General features: G+C 39.9%; 19 protein-coding genes. 14 read left to right on the top strand and 5 right to left on the bottom strand.

Translation table 11 applies throughout. The annotated features are described in order from the left end of the window. Positions 1-17 precede the first annotated feature (17 nt). The gene (locus EHS13_RS23870; RefSeq protein ID WP_155702793.1) at positions 18-365 is read right to left on the bottom strand and encodes a putative quinol monooxygenase; all 348 of its coding nucleotides are present in this window, start codon (positions 363-365) and stop codon (positions 18-20) included. A gap of 416 nt (positions 366-781) precedes the next feature. Then, positions 782-1,369, bottom strand: coding sequence for a TetR/AcrR family transcriptional regulator (locus EHS13_RS23865; protein ID WP_155702792.1), 588 nt, complete (start codon positions 1,367-1,369; stop codon positions 782-784). A gap of 216 nt (positions 1,370-1,585) precedes the next feature. On the opposite strand from EHS13_RS23865, the gene EHS13_RS23860 reads away from it, so the two are divergent. Both EHS13_RS23860 and EHS13_RS23855 read left to right on the top strand, forming a co-directional pair. Next, entirely contained in the window at positions 1,586-2,359 is a 774-nt protein-coding gene (locus EHS13_RS23860) for an SDR family NAD(P)-dependent oxidoreductase (protein ID WP_227013498.1), read from the top strand. 289 nt (positions 2,360-2,648) lie between these two features. After that, the gene (locus EHS13_RS23855; RefSeq protein WP_155702791.1) at positions 2,649-3,365 is read left to right on the top strand and encodes a Crp/Fnr family transcriptional regulator; all 717 of its coding nucleotides are present in this window, start codon (positions 2,649-2,651) and stop codon (positions 3,363-3,365) included. A 63-nt stretch (positions 3,366-3,428) separates the two neighbouring features. Here EHS13_RS23855 and EHS13_RS23850 read toward each other — a convergent pair whose 3' ends face one another. After that, on the bottom strand, positions 3,429-3,887 hold the full coding sequence (locus EHS13_RS23850) for a cupin domain-containing protein (protein ID WP_162463226.1): 459 nt from the start codon (positions 3,885-3,887) through the stop codon (positions 3,429-3,431). 371 nt (positions 3,888-4,258) lie between these two features. On the opposite strand from EHS13_RS23850, the gene EHS13_RS23845 reads away from it, so the two are divergent. From EHS13_RS23845 to EHS13_RS23810, 8 genes are all read left to right on the top strand, one after another. Further along, positions 4,259-5,071, top strand: coding sequence for an alpha/beta fold hydrolase (locus tag EHS13_RS23845; protein WP_155702789.1), 813 nt, complete (start codon positions 4,259-4,261; stop codon positions 5,069-5,071). Positions 5,072-5,321: 250 nt separating this feature from the next. After that, positions 5,322-6,869, top strand: a complete 1,548-nt coding sequence (locus tag EHS13_RS23840; protein WP_155702788.1) for a spore germination protein — start codon at positions 5,322-5,324, stop codon at positions 6,867-6,869. Further along, a complete protein-coding gene (locus EHS13_RS23835) occupies positions 6,866-8,062 on the top strand; it encodes a Ger(x)C family spore germination protein (protein WP_155702787.1) in 1,197 nt (398 codons plus the stop codon). Before EHS13_RS23840 ends, EHS13_RS23835 begins: the two co-directional genes overlap by 4 nt. After that, positions 8,034-8,228 carry a hypothetical protein gene (locus EHS13_RS36890; RefSeq protein WP_155702786.1) on the top strand — a complete coding sequence of 65 codons (195 nt, stop codon included), beginning with the start codon at positions 8,034-8,036 and terminating at the stop codon, positions 8,226-8,228. Before EHS13_RS23835 ends, EHS13_RS36890 begins: the two co-directional genes overlap by 29 nt. Before the next feature lie 69 nt (positions 8,229-8,297). Next, positions 8,298-9,398: a GerAB/ArcD/ProY family transporter gene (locus EHS13_RS23825; protein ID WP_162463225.1), complete on the top strand. Its 1,101-nt coding sequence runs from the start codon at positions 8,298-8,300 to the stop codon at positions 9,396-9,398. Between the two features lie 140 nt (positions 9,399-9,538). Then, entirely contained in the window at positions 9,539-9,880 is a 342-nt protein-coding gene (locus EHS13_RS23820) for a putative quinol monooxygenase (protein ID WP_155702784.1), read from the top strand. Then, entirely contained in the window at positions 9,877-11,253 is a 1,377-nt protein-coding gene (locus EHS13_RS23815; RefSeq protein WP_155702783.1) for an FAD-dependent oxidoreductase, read from the top strand. The genes EHS13_RS23820 and EHS13_RS23815 overlap by 4 nt, the downstream gene beginning before the upstream one ends. 234 nt (positions 11,254-11,487) lie before the next feature. After that, positions 11,488-11,973 carry a GNAT family N-acetyltransferase gene (locus EHS13_RS23810; RefSeq protein ID WP_155702782.1) on the top strand — a complete coding sequence of 162 codons (486 nt, stop codon included), beginning with the start codon at positions 11,488-11,490 and terminating at the stop codon, positions 11,971-11,973. 182 nt (positions 11,974-12,155) lie between these two features. Here EHS13_RS23810 and EHS13_RS23805 read toward each other — a convergent pair whose 3' ends face one another. Continuing rightward, positions 12,156-12,551: a MerR family transcriptional regulator gene (locus EHS13_RS23805; RefSeq protein WP_155702781.1), complete on the bottom strand. Its 396-nt coding sequence runs from the start codon at positions 12,549-12,551 to the stop codon at positions 12,156-12,158. 254 nt (positions 12,552-12,805) lie between these two features. On the opposite strand from EHS13_RS23805, the gene EHS13_RS23800 reads away from it, so the two are divergent. Both EHS13_RS23800 and EHS13_RS23795 read left to right on the top strand, forming a co-directional pair. Further along, complete coding sequence (locus EHS13_RS23800) at positions 12,806-14,236, top strand: aldehyde dehydrogenase family protein (protein ID WP_155702780.1); 1,431 nt, start codon at positions 12,806-12,808, stop codon at positions 14,234-14,236. A gap of 127 nt (positions 14,237-14,363) precedes the next feature. Further along, the gene (locus tag EHS13_RS23795) at positions 14,364-15,536 is read left to right on the top strand and encodes an MFS transporter (protein WP_155702779.1); all 1,173 of its coding nucleotides are present in this window, start codon (positions 14,364-14,366) and stop codon (positions 15,534-15,536) included. A 98-nt stretch (positions 15,537-15,634) separates the two neighbouring features. Here the strand turns inward: EHS13_RS23795 and EHS13_RS23790 are convergent, their stop codons facing one another. After that, on the bottom strand, positions 15,635-17,074 hold the full coding sequence (locus tag EHS13_RS23790) for an aldehyde dehydrogenase family protein (RefSeq protein ID WP_227013497.1): 1,440 nt from the start codon (positions 17,072-17,074) through the stop codon (positions 15,635-15,637). Positions 17,075-17,262: 188 nt separating this feature from the next. Here EHS13_RS23790 and EHS13_RS23785 point away from each other — a divergent pair, with 188 nt between their 5' ends. Further along, on the top strand, positions 17,263-17,937 hold the full coding sequence (locus EHS13_RS23785) for a cysteine hydrolase family protein (protein ID WP_155702778.1): 675 nt from the start codon (positions 17,263-17,265) through the stop codon (positions 17,935-17,937). 535 nt (positions 17,938-18,472) lie between these two features. Continuing rightward, positions 18,473-19,771, top strand: a complete 1,299-nt coding sequence (locus EHS13_RS23780) for an IS110 family RNA-guided transposase (RefSeq protein ID WP_155698944.1) — start codon at positions 18,473-18,475, stop codon at positions 19,769-19,771. Positions 19,772-20,281 lie beyond the last annotated feature (510 nt).

The raw sequence follows: 20,281 nt of genomic DNA, 5'->3' as shown, positions 1-20,281 counted from the left end.
TCTACCAATAAGATCCATTACGAGTAATGATTCCCAGCAGTAACTGAAGTTCCCCACTCACCGATAGGAGAGAAGAAACTCAACTCTCTTCCTAACAAAAACTCAGCTGCTTTTGTATAGGGTCCTTGACGGTACACCTTGGTTTCTTCATTCGCCAACCATGCTTCCTTGTTGCAATTCCAAATTTCATAAAAAACAATTTCATCAGGATTGTCCACGTTCTCTTGTACAATGCCATTCACAAATGTAGGTTCTTTAGACATTGTATCAAATAAGGGTTTTAAATTATCAAAGAAAGCTTGTTTGTCAGAGCCTGGTTTTAACTGAAAGCGTACAATGATGATAACTTGTTGGTTGGCAGTCATGCTGAATTCTCCTTAAAAATAATATTTTTGCTAATAAAATTAGCATTTTGAAGGTTGTGATTTGAAAAGTAGGTACTATTTTGTAACATAATTCCCAAAAAATAATAATCGTATTCCACAAGTGGATCAATGTCTATTAAATACCTCACAAGCCTCGGTGGTACATCTCAATGCTATTATGTGTAAACTGCAGTGGAGTTATTTTTCAGATTTATTTTCAAAATAAAATGTCCCCAAACTTGTCATGGATGAGTGACAAGAGTTTGGGGACATTCGAACTATCAGTGGAATAAAGCATTCTTTAATTCCTATATACAAATTCGTATGAAGAGGGAGCTGTTGTCTGTATAGACAACTTATAGAATAAGTCTTGTGATAGAAAAGGTATGGTCTTATTTATTTGGTAGTGCTATTTATTAATTTGGCCAAGCCATCATCGCCATATCTACTACTTCCAGCAGCTCCTCACGAGTGGATCCGCCTGTGGCTTGGACGCATAGTCCATGCTGAACGGTCGTCACGTATCTCGCTAGACGATCTGGGTTAATATAGGTAGGTAAGTCGCCGTCGATGATAGCTTGTTCAAACCTCCTGTTAAGCGCTTTTTCCGTCGATGCCCGCCGCAAATTTAATTCCTGTCGAATATCTTCGGATTCTTCTCCGCAAGATAGGGCAGCTTGTACGAAAAGACAACCTTTAGGTGTTTTCTCATTGATTATATTTTCAATCGTCCCATGGAGCAGGCGCTCGGCCACTGCCCGTGCAGTCGGCTCTTGCAAAGCATAAGTCCGAAACATCATCGGGCCTACTTCATAACGATCTAGAACTTTTTGAAATAATTCTTCTTTATTGCCGTAGGCAGCATATAAACTTGGGCGGCTAATGCCTATGGCTTTTGTCAACGCTGTAAGAGAAGAACCTTCATATCCTCTCTCCCAGAAGACTTCCAAAGCGCGGTCCAAAGCTGCATCCGTATCAAATGTACGGAAATTTCCTCTTGGCATTTGATCATCTCCCCACTTCTAGTCTTACAAAGAATAATGTATAGTTTACATCATTTGTCGCTAAAAATAAACGGATTAAAGGGAATAGTTTCGTCATGAAAATATGGAAAATAAGAACAGTTCGTTCATTATTATTGACTTTCTCCCGTTGGGGAAGTAGAGTGAACAGACATTCACTATACCGAATGGTATTGTAGATAAAACTATTGAGGAGAGATGATGTTGAAAAATTCATTTAAAAAATTTGCAGGTAAAGTTGCTTTGGTAACAGGTGGTTCGCGCGGTCTTGGAGCAGCAACAGCGTTGGCACTGGCAGAGGAAGGCGCGAATGTCGTGATCACTTATGTCTCATCGAGTTCGAGTGAGAAAGCTAATGCTGTGGTTCGTGAGGCAGAAGCAAAAGGGGTCCGTGCAGTTGCCATTCAATCGAACCAAGCCGAGGCTCATAAGGCTGAAGAATTAATTCAGCATATTGTGGAATCTATGGGCCGCTTGGATATGTTGGTGAATAACGCGGCGGTTGCTTATCAGGGTATCCCAATTGATAGCCCTGAGATTGATATTGCTGCCTTGGATCATCAATATGCGGTCAATTTTACGGGGGTCATTGCCCTCATTCGTGCGGCTGTGAAAGTCATGGGAGACGGTGGTCGAATCATTACGATCGGCTCTGGTGTTGCAAGCCGAACAGGCCATCCTGGTTTGGCAGACTATGCTGCTACTAAAGCTGCAATTGTTGGCTACTCTAAAGGTGCGGCAAGAGACTTGGCACCACGAAATATTACCGTAAACGTAATTCAGGCAGGTGTTATGGAAACCGATATGGCGGCGCCATATGCTGAAGCCAAGCCGGTGATAATTTCAACTTTAGCAATTAAACGTTTTGCGGATGTAAAAGAAGTTGCGGCAGGTATCGTATTCTTAGCAAGTCCTGAAGCGTCTTATATTACAGGTTCAGTCTTCGATGTCGATGGCGGGTATGGAGCTTAACTGCCTTTAATTTTATCATAAAGTCCAATTCATGAGCCAATGGCGGCAAGCTCGTCGCCTGCGGCCGCTTAACTGGGCTGAAGTGATTTCAATATAATTGTTCTGGATTAAAGTGTTAAACATACAACAGTCCGTTCATTTGATAGCTCTTCGAACATCGAGTCTTTATTCCCATAAGTTTGTATTAATTAAACTTACAGGAGGGATACTTTATGAAGAAGAGAATTTACTTTGGAGCATACTACTTTCGTTTGGCTTTATTGAGGATTTCAGGAGGCGATACCGAAAAGTGTTAGATAAACGGTTATATTTATCAAAAATGAGCATCTTTGATGTGCTGACTCCGGATGATTTGACGGAGCTGGACAATATTGCTCAAATGACTCACTCTCATGCGCTTCCTAAAGGTAGCCTCATACAAACGCCAGAAACTGCTCAAGATGGACTTTTTTTTCTTAAAGAAGGTATGCTGCGTCTGTATAGAATTAATTCAGAGGGAAAGCAATTTACAGTGGGAATCTTAACTATGGGCAACATTTTCGGAGAGATAGACACATTTTCATTTGGGACGAAAGAACTTTACATAGAAACAATAGAGGATACGTTTATTTGTTCGGTATCTAAATATAATTTTGAAGTTTTCTTAGCCAAACGACCTTTGCTCGCCATGAAATTTTTGTCGGAGTTAAGTAAAATACTTAAGGAACGCGATGAAATGCTGATGCAATTAGCACTTGGGGATGTCCGGGATAGAATACTTCATTTATTAATTAAGCTTTCAGAAAGATTTGGAGTCGAGGAAGAGGGGAAAGTTAGAATTGATTTGGCATTAACGCATCAGGAAGTTGCGAACATGGTTGGAGCCACACGTGAGGTGGTCTCTGTGCTCTTAAATTCGCTTATGAAGGACGGAATCATTCAGACGGGAAGGAAATCAATATCCATAAGTCCCGTTAGGTTAGCGGAGAAGCTTGAATTAGTAGGTGGCATGGCAAATGACTTCTAAGAATTAAAGAAATGCGACTGAGTAGGGTAAACCTAGCTCAGTCGCTATTTTTTTGTTATACACTTAGCCCAACGAAATTCCTATTGAAGCATTGTCGTCAGGAGTTCCGAGCCAATAACCATAAGCCAAGGCAACTTGAACGAAATTTTGCAAAATTTCTAGCGAAGGAGGACCCGGTGGAAGATTATCGGTTGGTCGGCCAATTTCATTAAAGAATTCTCCCATTTTTGCAGTTGATGCGACTAACAATGTGACTGTCTCATTAGTAGAATTTCTCCAAGCATGCTTTACGTCTCCAGGAATATCCACCGTATCGCCAGCACGTACAGTTTGCCAGCTATCTTTCGTGAACGCTTCAAGTTCACCCGAGAGAACAACAAAGGTTTCGCGATCGTCATGACTGTGGATGGGAACGATCACACCTGGTGGGACTTCAGCCTTCATTAAGCTATAATCCCGATTTTCCTTTAAATCCGTTAATAGCAGTATCCGTGGTCCCATTACATCCAAAAATGTTGACATTAAATTTTCCTCCAATAGTAATTTAGTTTTGATGATACTATGTTGTAACTCAGGCATTTTCTTATTATTGAACTGTCCCTCGTGTATCCAAATTTGTTAAAGCAGCGTATATTCGAAACACAGCAACTTATTAACTCCCTTCAGCCTGATTTTCAATCATAGGGCCATGACTTCATTTTTTCAGTAATATTTATTACAATAATTATAGATACCAATATTTGCATTTTCATCGATAACACTTCCAAAGTATTACGATTACGAAGGTATCAGTTTGGTTCTAAGCGAGAAGTTAATTGGTTTTAAATTCAATTTATTAGCATTTTTTGGTTAGGTATTCACCTATATTGGCCTTATTTAATATCCTATGAAAAATAAGAAAATTATTTAACGGAGGAATTAATTTGGGATATTATATCACGGTAGAACAAGGTGTGAAAATTTATGTTGAGGATATAAATCCAGGGGGTAAGAAAACGATACTTTTTATCCATGGTTGGCCTTTAAGTCATAGGCAGTTTGAATATCAGTTTAATGTTCTTCCGGCAATGGGTTATCGATGCATCGGTATGGACTGGAGAGGCTTCGGTAATTCAGATAAACCTTATACTGGCTATAATTACGATAGAATGGCTCATGATATTCGCGTAATTATTGGTGAGCTCAAGTTAGAAAACATCACGTTAGCGGGCCACTCTACGGGTGCAGCGATTGCGATTCGCTATATGTCTCGCTATCAGGGGTTCGGAGTTTCTAAACTTGTCCTTATAGATGCCGCTGCTCCAACTGGCTTTTCACCAGAAGTTGCAACTACACTCTTGACACAAACGCTAAATGATCGTCCTGATATGTGGCGGGGAGTTCTAGACACATTTTTCTTTCAGTATGTCACAGAATCACTCCGAGTATGGTTTATGCAGATGGGACTTCAAGCAGCTGGATGGTCAACTGCTGCAATGATCAAAGCAATTAGAGATGAGAATTTGTATTCAGATCTTGCTAAGATCGCTGTACCTACATTAATAATTCACGGAATACATGACAAAGCAGTTCCATTCGCTAAGGCACAGGAAGTTAATAAGCTGATTTCAAATTCTAAGCTTGTACCATTACAATACAGTGGACACGGCGCTTTCTATGAAGAACGCGATCGGGTTAATGAGCTGTTAATTCAATTTATTGGATAGAAATTGAAAAAAACCTAAAAAGGTATAGAAGAAATGGAACTCACTAATACTCCGAACAAGCAAGTCATATGTATGGTCGTTTGGGGAACGACTAAGATACTCAGCTCGCGATCGCGGCACAGCTGAGTTTTTTTTATATTCAGGTTTTTTTATTGAAAGGTCCTACTAAAAAACAGTGAATAAAATACAAGGGGGAAGCTAAACCTACACTCGAAGATCCGATTTACACAATTTGGAGGAACGAGCGTTTATGCTTGGAAAAATATATAGAAAAAAAGCAAAAACAACGAAGGTCTTCCTCGATAAAGCAACATCTCATCAAATGGACAATGATTGCCTTACCTCATCTCTAAAAGTAAATGAAACCAGGCTCAGAGTCATCTTTCAAGACTGCTCCGATGTCAACTTCCGCTCTTTTCAAGTTTGCGGACAAAAAAATGCCTTTCTGTTATATATTGATGGATTAATCGATGAAAAGCAATTGGAAGAATCCCTGATGAAGCCTCTCATGTCAAGCGCTTCAACCGAACCATCTAATTCAGGACAAGGACTCCTTTCATTCCTTCAAAATCAGTTGATCACGATCAGCCAAGTGAAGCAGACGGCAGACTTCCTTAAAATAGAGCAAGAAATATTAAAAGGCTCCGTGGCTATATGCATTGACGAACAAACGGCAGCGATTCTAGTCAGCGTTCCGGGAGGGAATACTCGATCTGTTGAACAGCCTTCTACGGAGAATACAGTCCGCGGTTCGCGCGATTCGTTTACAGAAATTCTCAGGACGAATACAAGCTTGATTCGCAGAAAAGTCAGGTCTTCCCGGTTGAAAATTGAAATGCTTACAGTAGGCGACATCACGCAAACCGAGGTGGCAATCGTGTATATGAAGGGGATAACGAATGAATCGACCCTTCAGGATATCAAGACCAGAATACAAGACATTCAAATCGATGTCGTTCTGGAATCCGGGTACATTGAACAATTAATCGAAGAGAGAAGCTTCTCCCCATTTCCACAATTTCTCGTAACAGAGCGTCCCGATTATGTGGTGTCCGCCTTATTACAGGGTCAAGTGGTGATTATAACAGATGGATCCCCGTTTGCTATCAGTGCTCCGATGACGTTTTGGGGGTTTTTGCAAGCAGGTGAAGATTATTATGAACGATTGATATATGCCAATTTAATCCGATTTATTCGTCTCGGTTTTACCATGATTGCTTTGCTGCTGCCTTCTCTTTATGTTGCTCTTACGACCTTCCATCAGCAAATGATTCCAACAAATCTTTTATTGAGCATTGCAGCGGCACGAGAAGGAGTCCCTTTTCCGGCGTTGGTGGAAGCGGTATTGTTGGAGGTTACATTTGAGGGCTTGAGGGAAGCTGGGGTTCGATTACCGAAGCAAATCGGTCAAGCCGTCAGTATTGTTGGAGGTTTGGTAGTTGGCCAAGCTGCCGTGCAGGCGGGTATCGTGTCGGCCCCCATGGTGATTGTCGTTTCCTTAACGGGAATCGCTTCTTTTGCTATTCCGCGGTATAATTTCTCACTTGCTTTTCGGATCTTGCGATTTCCCATGATTCTACTAGCTGGGATGTTTGGGCTTTACGGAATTGCAGTTGGATTACTGATTATTTTAGTACATCTTAGCGGGTTGAAATCATTTGGGGTACCTTATCTGTTTCCTACGGCTCCAGTTAGCCTTCAAGGCCTCAAAGATGCGTTATTTCGTGCTCCCTTATGGACACTTTACCTTCATCAGCAGCCTTTAGGTAAAAAATTAAAAGGGAAGGAGAGCGGATGAATAAGCTTATGCGATCGCTCTTTTTGCTTTTATTCGTACCGTTGTTGGGTGGATGTTGGGACCGGATTGAAATGAACGACCTCTCGATTTTTATGGCTTCGGCTTTAGATATTACAGAAGCAGGAGATTTAAAAGTCTCGATTCAGGTGCCGATCCCGGCTGGGGCTAGCGGCGAAGGTGGCAAGGTTTCCAGTGGTGGAACTCTCGGAAAAACGTATTTTGTGGTTTCCGCCACAGGAACGAACCTTTACGATTGCGAACGAAAAATCCAGCAGAAAATGTCACGACATTTTTTCAAAGGCCATCGCAGAATTGTGTTTATAGGAGAAGCGCTTGCTAAAAAAGGAATCCAAGATATTCTGGATTATTTCTCCAGAGATCCGGGAAGTCGACTTCGGACCTATCTTGTTGTGGCCAAAGGTAAGGAAGCTTCGGAGGTCATTCAGAACGATCATCCTACGGAGCGTATTCCAGCCGAGGAGGTTCGTGAGCTGGAACGTTCCGGATTCGGCACAGCCGTGACGTTTAGAGACTTCCTTATGACGCAAGCCAGGGATGGAATCGTACCTGTTATAGGTGCAGTTGAATTGGTGACGCCAACCGATGATCTTAAGAATGGTGAAGCATCGAAATTTAAATTTTTCCGAATATCTTCAACGGCCGTTTTTAAAAACTATAAATTAACGGGATATATGAACGACATCGAGACCAGAAGCCTGAGGTGGATAAAGGGGGAATTGAAGCAAGAATATTTGGGGAATAAGCTGCCTGGAATCAATGGAAACGTTGGAGTTGAATTAGACAAAATGGGTAGTAAGATCAAAACCAGGATGAATGGTGATAAAGCGCAGGTTCGTATTGAGCTTAATGGAGCCGGAGTGATCAATGAGTTTAATGCTAAAATGGATCTTAGTCAGCGGGAGAGTATAGCTATCATTGAGAAAGAACTTGGTGATTTGATTGCGGAAGAAACACTCCAAACAGTGAGGAAAGCACAAACCGAATGGAAAGCTGACATTTTCGGTATAGGTTTACAGCTCCATCAATTTCATTTTCAAACATGGAAAAAGGTTCGTTCAGAATGGGAGACGATTTTCTCAAACGCTGATATCACTGTAACGGCAAAAATCAGTCTCCAAAGAGCAGGAATAATTACTAACTCCTTTGAAAACAAAAGAGTTGGTACAAAATGATAATGCAGCTGCTGATGTTCCTCTTGGGAATCGTTTTCCTGTCATGGTTGCAATTAAATTACATGAGAAAGAAGGCGAAAAAAAAAGATTATGTATTCGTTTCAGTCATGGCAATGGTCTCCATTTTGATCGGGCTCCTTTTGATAGCAAATGTCCCCATTCTTAGTCCGTCACTTGTACTGAGAAAATGGTTGATGTTTCTCGTTGAATGATAGAAAAGAAAAGGATGGTTGCGATGGACATTTTCGCACAAAATGATCGAATCTCGAATATGGAGCTTTGGACGCTCATGTTTGTCTATATGATGGGTAGCTTGTTGACTCTGCCGATCGGCTATGCTGCCGGGCACGATTCATGGATATCTGCCATCATCGGAACGATTGCAGCGTTGGGGATCAATTGGATCTATGTTTTATTATGTCATAAATATCCACGAAAGTCGTTGGTGGAAATAGCCCAAATCCTATTAGGTCCATGGATCGGTAAAATGGTAGGGATATTGTACACTTGGTATAGTTTTTATCTCGGGGCCTATACGTTACTTAATTTTACGGATATTACAGGAGCCGTGCTGTTGCCACGCACCCCAACTGTAATAGTTGGTATAACCATGATTATTCTAGTAACATGGACCGCATCTAAAGGGATAGAGGTCATAAGCAGATGCGCGCTTATTTTATTCCTGTTTGTTGTCATTTCAACGGTTTTAGGGAGCATATTGTTAGTTCCGGATATGGAACCGAAAAATATTCTGCCTGTCCTAGAGAGCGGTTGGAATCCCATTCTCAAAGGCGCTGGACAAATTGCCACCATTCCTTTAGGGGAAACGATTGTGTTCGGCATGCTGATTCCTTATGTAAATCAAATGGCTTTTGTGAAGAAAACCGTCATCACTGTGATCGGAGTAACTGGCTTACTCCTTCTGCTAACCTTTTTTGTGAATATCTTCGTGCTGGGAGAGATCGCTAGTAAACAATTGTTTCCATCGTATACCTCTGTGATGTATATTGCGGTTGGGGACTTTTTTGAAAGGATTGAGCCGCTTGTTTTCACGGTTTGGATATTCAATGGTTTTACGAAGTTAACCATTTGCCTCTTAGTATCGGCTTTGGCTCTTTCGCAAACGATAGGAAGTCGAGATTATCGTTTTTATCTTATACCACTTGGGTTGTTGCTTCTGGAGTTGTCTCTAATTCTTCATCCCAATCAGCTGGACCTTATAGCCTATATAAAAGATATATGGCCGTTGTTTTCTCTCCCTTTTCTTATTTTCGTTCCTTTGATTCTGTTGATCATATCCTTCTTAAAAAGAAAGACGCTGAAAAGCCAAAACTAATATCAAGCGATGGAAACAGAATATAAAGCTTGCTGGACTCAAATGATAAGGAATCGAACTTACTGTAAGATAGATTACATAAGGATCTTTCATTTAAATGTATGATAAAGTCATAAACCAAAATTGAGGAGGAATTCATTATGTCAGTAACCAACCAACAAATCGTATTGAATATTCGTTTTAAAACTATTCCAGGTAAAAAAGAGGAATTTAGAACCCAATTGTCTTCGTTAATACAAGTGATGTCAGTAGAGAAAGCATTCATTAGCGCTATACTAGCGGATGACTTGGATCAACCAGATGATTTAGTAATTTATGAAATATGGCAGGGAACAAGGGATAGTTGGTTGCAAGAAGAATTTACGAAGCCTTATCGAAAGGATTATGAAGGTATCCTCGGTGAGTTGATTGAGGACAGAAGTGTTAGTTGGTTAGAACCAATGGGAGAATGGGGCAGTATGTTAACAAAGGCACTGAAATGAAACAATATGATGCCATTATCATTGGATTTGGAAAAGGCGGTAAAACATTAGCAGCAGCATTGGCAAAGAAAGGTTTAAAAGTAGCCATTATTGAGAAATCCAAGCTGATGTATGGAGGTACATGCATTAATATTGGTTGTATTCCTACAAAGTCTTTAGTTCACTTTTCTAAACGTTCACAGCTAACTAATTTAAAAAACTTTGAGAGTAAAGCCGCCGCTTATCGGCTAGCAATAGACAAAAAAACAACATTAATTTCTGGACTTCGCCAAAAGAACTTTGATAACCTTGACAATCTGGATAATGTAAAGATTTATACGGGCAAGGCGTCTTTTGCATCGTCAAATGAAATATCTATTCTTGGTGACGATGGGCTTATATCCATTTATGGTGAGAAGATTTATATAAATACTGGAGCTTCAACTATTGTACCTAATATTAAAGGCATTTCTAGCAGTCAACACGTGTACACAAGTACATCTCTGATGGAATTGACTAATTTGCCCCAAAAGTTGGTCATCCTTGGGGCTGGGTATATTGGATTAGAATTTTCATCTATATATGCGAATTTTGGTTCAGAGGTTGTGGTTTTAGATAAACATAGTGAATTTCTCTCACGGGAAGATCGTGACATCGCAAGAGTGGTTCAATCCACTCTTGAGAAAAAAGGAATCGAATTCAGGCTTGGTTCTGAAATCCAGTCTGTGCATGATATAGTGCATGGTATGGTTGTTACTTACAAAGATCAAGATAATGTTATTCATGAACTTTACGCGGACGCTGTTTTAATCGCAGCAGGGAGAAAGCCTAACACAGAAAGCTTGCAACTGCAGAAGGCAGGAGTAACAGTTACTGATCGAGGCGCTATAAAAGTAGACGAGCGTTTACAAACGACAATTCCTCATATTTATGCCATGGGTGATGTCGTTGGGGGATTACAATATACGTATATTTCGCTTGATGATCAACGTATTATTTTCGATAACCTATTTGGTACAAAGCGAAGAACAACTGAAGATCGGCTACATGTGCCGTATTCTGTGTTTATTGATCCGCCATTATCTCGTGTGGGATTGAGTGAAGACCAAGCGCTAGCTGAAGGTTACGAAATTAAAATAGCCGTTATGCCTGCATCAGCTATACCACGAGCAAAATTGACGGAAGAAACAGAAGGTATACTTAAAGCGATCGTTGATGCAAAAACCGATTTGATACTCGGCTGTTCATTATTTTGTTCAGATTCGCATGAAATGATTAATATTATTCAGATAGCTATGGAAACAGGTCAATCCTACACTTATTTAAGAGACCATATCTTTACACATCCTACGATGAGCGAATCGCTAAACGATTTATTTCAATTGATTCACTAACAAACAAAAGATCAATATCAAGAGTTGATTGCGCATGACTAAAAGAGAGTCGCTTAATGTCAGGTTTTGACGACATTAGATGACCCTCTTTTTAAATAACGCCACTAATATTTAGTTTTCTGACTTATCAATGTAGTTCATTCCCATGTCTATCAAGTATGATAGATCAGATAAGGAGTGGTTTACATGGTAAGGGGTCAATCTAGTACAGTTATATAATGGAGGGAATAAGCGATGTATAGAATATATGAAGAAAGCTATAAGCAAGGAATAATCGAACTAATTTTGTATGTTCAAAATGACGAGTTTGACCTGAATATCAGCATCGAGGAGCAGTCTGATATATTAGATATTCAATCTCATTACCTATTAAATGGTGGGAACTTTTGGGTTGCTTTGGACGGAAATGGAAAAGTAATCGGTTCGATCGGTTTACAGAAGAAAACGAATGAAATATTTATATTAAAGAAATTTTTTGTGTATCGCGAATATCGTGGCATGGGAATCTCTATAGGACAAGGTCTATTTAATATATTGCTGGAGTACGCTAAGCAGCTGAGGATTAGGACTATAATTTTGGATACTCCTTCAATTGCAAAAAGGTCGCATTATTTTTACGAGAAGAATGGTTTTTTAAAAATAACCAAACAGGAATTGCCGATTCAATATGAATACCCTGATAGAAATTCTTTACTATATCGACTGGATGTTAAGGCTTAGTAACTTTTTCACACAGAACCAAGGAGGATTGATGTCTCCTAATTCACAAATCGGCACACCTATTTATAATTTTCGCTAAGTTAAATGATTTCATCAAAATATCAAAAACTCCCCCCTCAGTATTAGAGGTAGGAGTTTGTCATAAGAATTAAGTGGCTGTAAGAAAAGCTTTACCTTTAAGTTTACCCATTCATATCAAATGTGGAAGAGTCAGATGTACCATTTTGAATAGAGTTGTATTTGTTTAATTTATTTTCTACGGCTTCAAATGCGAGATCCAGTTCCATCTGCCTTTTTTGTAATTCCATTTTATGCTTTTCTAGTACAGCTTTTCTTTCCGGTATAGTTGAATCGCCTTGAAGAGCCAAATCGACGATGTGTTTTAATGCTGCTATTGGCATACCGGTCACACGAAAACAAGTCATTAATTTAATCCAATCCAAGTCTTTATGCTCAAAGATACGGTTACCATGCTCATCCCTTTGAATAAATGGAAGAAGCCCTTCTTTTTCATAATATCGAATCGTGTGTGGTGGAATATCCAGACGTTTCGATGCTTCTTTAATAGAAAGTCCCAATATGAATACCTTCTTTCAGACATATATTTATATTTTCACTTTCATACTAACTTACAATATACATTCTACACCTTAAAGTACACTTTAGGTCAAACTTTATTTATTACCAATAATGTATAAGCTGAGCTAGAAAAGAAATTTTTAAAATATGCTTGACTTAAAGTGCACTTTAAGGGTTAAGGTTGTTTTGTAGCATGATTCAATTATTGAGTATGAAAACAGCTACATAATATAACATAAGGGAGACAGGTCAAATGAGAAACATCGATCAGATTTATATTAATGGAAAATTTGTGAAGCCAAATGGTACAGAAATACTAGACCTTATTAATCCTGCTACAAAAGAAATAATAGGCAGAGTAACTTTGGGAGATGAGAAGGATACCCGTGATGCTATTGCAGCAGCGAAAGAAGCTTTTAAAACTTTTTCAAAAACCACTAAAAAAGAACGACTCCAGATGCTTCAACGCTTGCATGATGTTATCGTGGAAAAATCGGAAATTCTCAATCAGGCTGCTGTTGAAGAATATGGTGCGCCTGTTGCTGCAACTGCAGCTCGTACACAGTATGCCGCTAAAAACTTTCTTCATAACATGGAAATTTTGCAAGAATATCAATTTGAAAAGTTTATCGGGAAAGCAAAGGTTGTGCTTGAGCCATTGGGCGTTATCGGCTTGATCACTCCTTGGAATGCGAACTATACACATATCTCCACGAAGCTAGCTCCTGCTATTGCGGCTGGTTGTACGGTTGTGATCAAGGCAAGCGAGCTTAGTGCTATTCAAACACAATTAATAACGGAATGTTTCCATGAAGCTGGAATCCCTGCAGGCGTAATCAATTTCGTCAACGGTAGAGGCGATGTGGTTGGTGCGGAATTAACTCGCCATCCTGATGTAGCGATGATTTCGTTTACAGGTTCTTCTCAAGTTGGCAGAATCATTGGCAGGGATGCTGCGAATACTATGAAGAGATTGGTATTGGAGTTAGGTGGCAAATCACCTAACGTCATCCTAGATGATGCTGATTTCAACAAAGCTATTCCATTGTCCGTTATGACTGCTTTCAGCAACAGTGGGCAAGCCTGCCATGTTGGTTCCCGATTGATTGTTCCTGAGCACCGTTTGCAAGAAGTGAAAAACCTTGTAAAGAAGACAATTGAGGGGATCAAAGTAGGAAGTCCATTAGAAAGTGGGACGTATATTGGCCCGATGGTAAGTCAAAAGCAATACGAAACGGTTCAACGATATATTAAACTTGGTACTGAAGAGGGTGCTGAATTACTTGTTGGAGGCGAAGGGCATCCAGAAGGTCTGGAACATGGCTACTTTGTAAAACCTACTGTTTTTGTCAATGTCACCATGGATATGACGATTGCTAAAGAAGAAATTTTTGGACCAGTTTTATCCATTTTAACATTCAAAACGGAAGAAGAGGCCATTGAAATTGCAAATGATACGATCTATGGTTTGTCTGCCTATGTCAGCTCTTCCGATTTAGAGAAAGCCAATCGAGTTGCTTCTCAAATTGTTTCAGGCAGAGTCTTGATTAATGGATTACACGATGAGCCAAAAGCACCTTTCGGTGGATTTAAACAATCTGGAATTGGCAGAGAGTTTGGTGCCTACGGCTTGGAAGAGTATGTGGAAACAAAAACAATATTAGGTTTTGATGTTACCCAGTAATAAAATTAGGCGACGGCCATAAAGCTACTAGTGCGGCTGAGCCTGATATTTTAGGCTCAGCTTTAATAATTTCTATAACTATTTAAATAAAAGTCTGTTTAAATAAAAGTCTGTCATCTAGGAGGGTATGATGAAGAGAAGTTTTAAGTTTACCTTGTTGGCATTGGCAGTCACTTCGACTTTAGCACCTATGTTAGCAGCCCCAGCCGTCAAATTGCTTTTGCTCGATTTTAAAGACACGAATCCATTGCTTATACAACTTGTTGTAACCTTTGCATCCTTTTTTATTTTACCGAGTTTATTGATAGGAAGTTTTTTGTCCAAAAGAATATCAAAAAAAGCCATTTTGTGTATCGGATTGATTCTGTACGTGATTGGAGGCGTTGGACCCGCATTCATGGATTCTATAGCTGGAATTCTTGTCTTGCGTGCTGTGCTTGGATTTGGTATTGGGTTTATTACGCCTTTGATGAATGCATTTGTCGCAGAGTATTTTGAGGATGATGAACGTTCTAAAATGAATGGACTTACTGTCGGAGTCAATGGATTAGGAGGGGCTTTTTTCCTCACAATCGGTGGAGCCATCACAGTATTAGGGTGGAGAGGCGTTTTTTGGACGTATTCTTTTGGTGTTGTTTTACTTGTATTAGTGCTTCTGTTTGTCCCCCACGAAAAACCCATTTTAACGGCAAAGACTGTCAGCCGTACAAAAACCACTCCAATTCCGATTCGAGTGTATAAGATAGGATTGATAACAACAGCTCTCATGATAATGTATTATGTAATTCCATCGAATCTTGCCTCATTTGTTGTAGATAACGGTCTTGGAAGCTCAGCAACTTCCGGATATTTAACGGCATTATCATTTATTTTCGTGTTTCTTGCAGGTATAACGGGTACCAGACTCAATAAACTACTTAAAAAAGGAATAGTACCATTTATTCTATTTCTCTTAGGCTTAGCTTTTTTGCTAATGAGCCAAGCCTTTACCCTTTGGATGGTTGCTTTCGGAGTTGCTTTAGTCGGTTTTGGATTTGGTTTGGCTTATCCGATATTGCTTAACAAGATGGCGATAGCCACCCCGATCGCGCAGATGACTTTAGCAGTCATGTTAATGACTGGATTTGCCAATATTGGTCAGTTTATCTCACCACTGATTACTAACCTCATTCAATCTTTATTTCACTTAGACTCCATTCGATCTGTATTTTTTATTATTATGATTTTAATCGTTTTAATTTTTCTCGCTGCGGTTACCCAGAGCTTCACATCAAACAAGAAAAAAATACTTGGAAATTGAGACTCATCCAATTAATTATTGAGTTACATCGAAAATGCCATTACTACATATGAGTAATGGCATTTTCAATGATACAAATTAATATGAATTGTCTAATTTCATGTCTCATACCCTAGAATTGCTTTTGGTTCAACATGTTCTTCCAAACCATATACGCCTGAGTCCCGTCCAAGTCCTGACTGTTTGAAGCCTCCAAATGGAGCAAAAGGGTCATCATGAGCTGCTTTGTTAATTAATACCCGTCCCGCAATGATTTTGGATGCAACGTTCCTTGCTCTTTCTAGATTGGATGAGCTGACATAAGCAGCTAAACCATAAATGGTATCATTAGCAATTTGGATGGCTTCTTCATCCGTTTTATAGGAGATGATGGAAAGTACTGGGCCGAAAATTTCCTCCCTTGCGATCGTCATTTCGCTCGTAACATGGGCAAAAACCGTAGGTTTTGCAAAAAAACCTTTCTCCAGCCCATCCGGATGACCAAGGCCTCCAGCAACTAATTCAGCGCCTTCATCAAGTCCTGCTTGGATATATCTTTGTACGGTATCAAACTGCCTCTGGCTCACAAGCGGACCGAGTACAGTATCCTTCTCTTGTGGGTTCCCGATCTTAGTGGAAGCTACTGCTTCTTTAATTCGTTTCTTCACCTCGTCTAATTGATGTTCTGGAACTAACAGCCGTGATCCAGCGTGACAAGCCTGCCCCGTGTTGCTGAAACCAATAACTACGGCCATGGGTATTGCTGTACTCAAGTCAGCATCATCTAGAATAATATTAGGGTTTTTCCCTCCTAATTCGAGCGCAAGCCTTTTTAATGTATCCACGGCACTTTTGCTGATAATCTTCCCTACATTTGTAGATCCTGTAAAAGATATTTTTGCTATATCTGGATGACGTGTCATTTCTGCACCGACTACTGCGCCCGTTCCGTTAATGATATTAATAACGCCAACTGGTAGATTCGCATCTGCTATACATTCCATTAAGAGTTGAGTTTGTATTGCACTAAGTTCACTTGGTTTCACTACAATTGTACATCCAGTGGCAATGGCAGGGGCAATCTTATTGCATATATGGGTGTAGTTGGCATTCCAAGGCGTGATTGCACCTATTACACCCAACGGTTCCAATATGACCTTTGTCTTGCCAACATAACTTACAAAGTCAAAATGCTTCAGCGATTCCTGTGCATAGAGGCATGTTTTCGCAGCATAAACAGTTCGTCCATGTGATCCACTAAACGGTGAGCCATATTCCTCTATGGCTGCTTGGGTTAGTGCGTCAACCTTTGCCATAATTGAATCATGTAGCCTTTGCAGCATTTCACTGCGTTCTTTAACGGTTGTTTTGGAAAATGTTATGAAGGCTTCTTTAGCAGCTGCTATGGCCATTTGTGCATCTTTCTCGTTTCCAAGGGTAACCTTGCCAATGATTTGTTTGGTTGCCGGGTTGATTAATTCCTGCATCTCAGTGCCGTTAGACTTTACAAACTGGCCATTTATATAATGATGGTCTATCATACGCATAGTTGTAAGCATAGTTGTAAAATCATCCTTTCATTAAAGAACTAAGGAAAGTATTCCATAATATAAAATGTATTATACATTCCTTGCTACCATTCAGGAAAACACAGGTTTATATTCATTAAGCTGTTATTTTTGTTGCATAGTTATTTGTAGCTTCGATGATACTAAATATGGGCACACAAAGGAGGAGGAAGCTAACGATGGAAATTAACTCACAGACAACTGCTATTGTAATCACGGATCCGCAAAATGCTTTTTTAAGTCCAAATGGTTCCGGGTATGAGCTAATAAAGGAGGTTTTAGAGAAGGTAAACACAATTGAGAATCTAGATCTCGTGTTCAAGACAGCTAAGCAGCAAAATTATCAAGTATTTATATCTCCACATTATTATTATCCTTATGACCATAAATGGGAATTCCTTAGTGCTGGGGAAAAGATGATGCATGATCTAAAGTTGTTTGATGTGAATGCTCCACAGACAGCAGTAGCAGCTGCTTCTCAAGCTGATTTTTTGGAGAAATTTAAGCCCTATATAGAAGATGGAAAGACGATAATTACAAGTCCTCATAAAATTTTCGGGCCTGAATCCAATGATTTGGTTCTGCAATTAAGGAAACGTGGCTTTAGCAAGGTATTGGTTGCAGGTGTCAATTCTAATATTTGTGTGGATTCTCATATGCGAGAACTTGTTGAGCAAGGCTTTGAGGTAGCAGTTATTCATGATGCGACTGCTGCCCCAGGTATGGATGCTTATAATGCGGGGAAAGTTAATTTTGGTCTTTTAAGCAGCGGCTCTTGGACCACAAAAGAAGTAATTGAGAAGATGAATTCAAGCAAAGCCATGAATACAGAAGGTGTCCTTGCTTCTCGATAATAAAGCGCATGACTAAAAGAGGGTCGCTTAATGTCAGGTTTTGACGACATTAGATGGCCCTCTTTTTAGGGCTTTTTTGCGTTTTAAAATACGTAAAGGAAGGTTATAGAGATGGAGCAAGCAATAATTTTGGTCTCAAGAATTGCAATGTTAAAATAGCGTCAACAAACTCGAAGGGTACATTATCACCGTCCAATTGTGAAAGGTCATATCATTAAGTGTTCTGACATCGGAAAGAAGGAATGTAAAAAAAAATGTACAATGTTTGTTATTGAAAGAGCTTAATGATCTAGTCCCAAATTTATTATCCTATAAATGAAAGGAAATGGTTTCTTAATGGACAGGCTTATATTTCATTGGATTAATCAATATTGTATTTTTTGGAAGTAATAGAAACATTTAATTGATATAGACGTCTTAAGTAAGGAGCTATTCCTGTAATGAAGTAATTTGAGCTTTGAATGAAAAATGCACCTCTTGTATACTAGGAATTGTTCCAGCCAGAACAAAAACCTATACGAAAAGAGGCGCACAAATGAAGTATAAGATGAAACAGAAGCAGAATCAACGGATTACACGAATTTCTGAAAATACGTTGGTTGTAGGTGCAGACATTGCTAAGAAAATTCACGTGGCACGTGCTGTAGATTATCGTGGTATTGAGCTAGGTAAGGACTGTGAGTTTTACAATGATCGAGAAGGCTTAACGAAACTAGCTGGATGGATGAAGGGTCTACAACAGGATCATGCCAAAAGTGAAATTGTTTTTGGTGTCGAACCTACCGGACATTATTGGTTTCCGTTAGCGGCTTATCTGCAAGGTGAGGGAATTAAGGTTGTGCTCGTCAATCCGCATCATGTCAATAAGACAAAGGAAATAGAGGATAACTCTCAAACCAAGAGTGACTACAAAGATGCAAAGGTTATTGCAGATCTCGTTCGCAATGGAAAGTATACGGAACCGAATTTGCCCACAGAAGCCTATGCAGATTTACGTATTTTAATGAATTTGCGTGAAAAGGTCGTGGTGAATCTAACTCAGGTTCAGGCACGTGTACACAACTGGATTGACCGTTTCTTTCCTGAATATCTACAGGTGTTTAAGGATTGGACGGGTAAAGCTTCACTCATGGCCTTGCACCAATTTCCTACTCCGCAAGAAATTGTCTCTTTGGGCGCCAGAGGCGTTCTTGTTCATTGGAAGACGGAAATTAAGCAGGGTGTGGGCATCAAGAGAGCTGAGAAACTGTATGAGACTGCTCTATCTTCCATCGGGCTGACCGAAGGGGCGGTTGCCGCTCGGATAGAGCTAGCCGCTTTGTTAGAGCAGTTTAACCTGTTTTCTAAGCAAGTAGAAACGATCATGCAAGAAGTTCTGAAAATTCTTGGTGAGATCCCAGGAACAGCGCAAATGCTGGGCATTCCAGGAGTGGGTATTACAAGCGTGGCAGGATTCCTAGCAGAGGTAGGAGACCTGAATAAGTATGATCATGGACAACAGATTATTCGTTTAGCTGGCTTGAATCTTAAAGAAAACAGTTCTGGCAAGAGAAAAGGCAAGACGGGAATAAGTAAACGAGGACGATCGCGTCTTCGGGGATTACTCTTCCGTTGTATCATGCCAATGGTAGCGAAGAACGCAGAGTTTAAAGCACTACACAAGCATTATACAACGCGAAGCCAGAATCCGTTGAAAAAGAAGCAATCGCTTATCGCATTATGTGGAAAACTGGTACGTGTACTCTTTACACTTGGAACAAAGCAAAAAGAATATGACGCCTATGATGTAATAGGACCTGTTCGCTTAGTGCAATTACAAAAAGATGCTGCATAAATTGAGATGTTCACTTATTCACATGTGGACAGAAATGAATCAATAATAAGAAGTGTGAATTCTCACTTTATTAACATGTTTACAACTTGACAATTGAAGCACCGGAGAAGCCGAAGTTAATTTTCCATAAGGGCCATGACCCAGTTAAGGAGCAAGAATCGGCCTCCACCCCTTGAGAGGTAGAACGAAGGAATGTAAGGGCATAGACCCAGCGTGATATGGGAGGGTAAACCCCAAGGGTGAATGTGGAGATCCACTGTGCGATCATAAACAATATTCACAGTTTGGATGAAAACGAGTCCAAGCCCTGTTCCCGCAACGACCCTTATAGAAATATATGGTTCTACAACAATTTTCCTCCATTCTCCTCAAGGTGTCAAAGTTGAAAAACTAAGAATAAGCGAGAAAACAGGCGAAAACAATACTTTATAGTGGGAGGAAAGAATTTAAGGGGATGGTAGTTTAAAATCCACAGGTTATTTGGTAAGAATCCGAATCGCATTACTTCTT

Source organism: Paenibacillus psychroresistens, assembly GCF_009728935.1.
In the GTDB taxonomy this organism is placed as follows: Bacteria; Bacillota; Bacilli; order Paenibacillales; family NBRC-103111; genus Paenibacillus_AC; species Paenibacillus_AC psychroresistens.
Note: the sequence above shows the minus strand (reverse complement) of the source record. Positions and strands in the feature narration are given on the sequence as shown.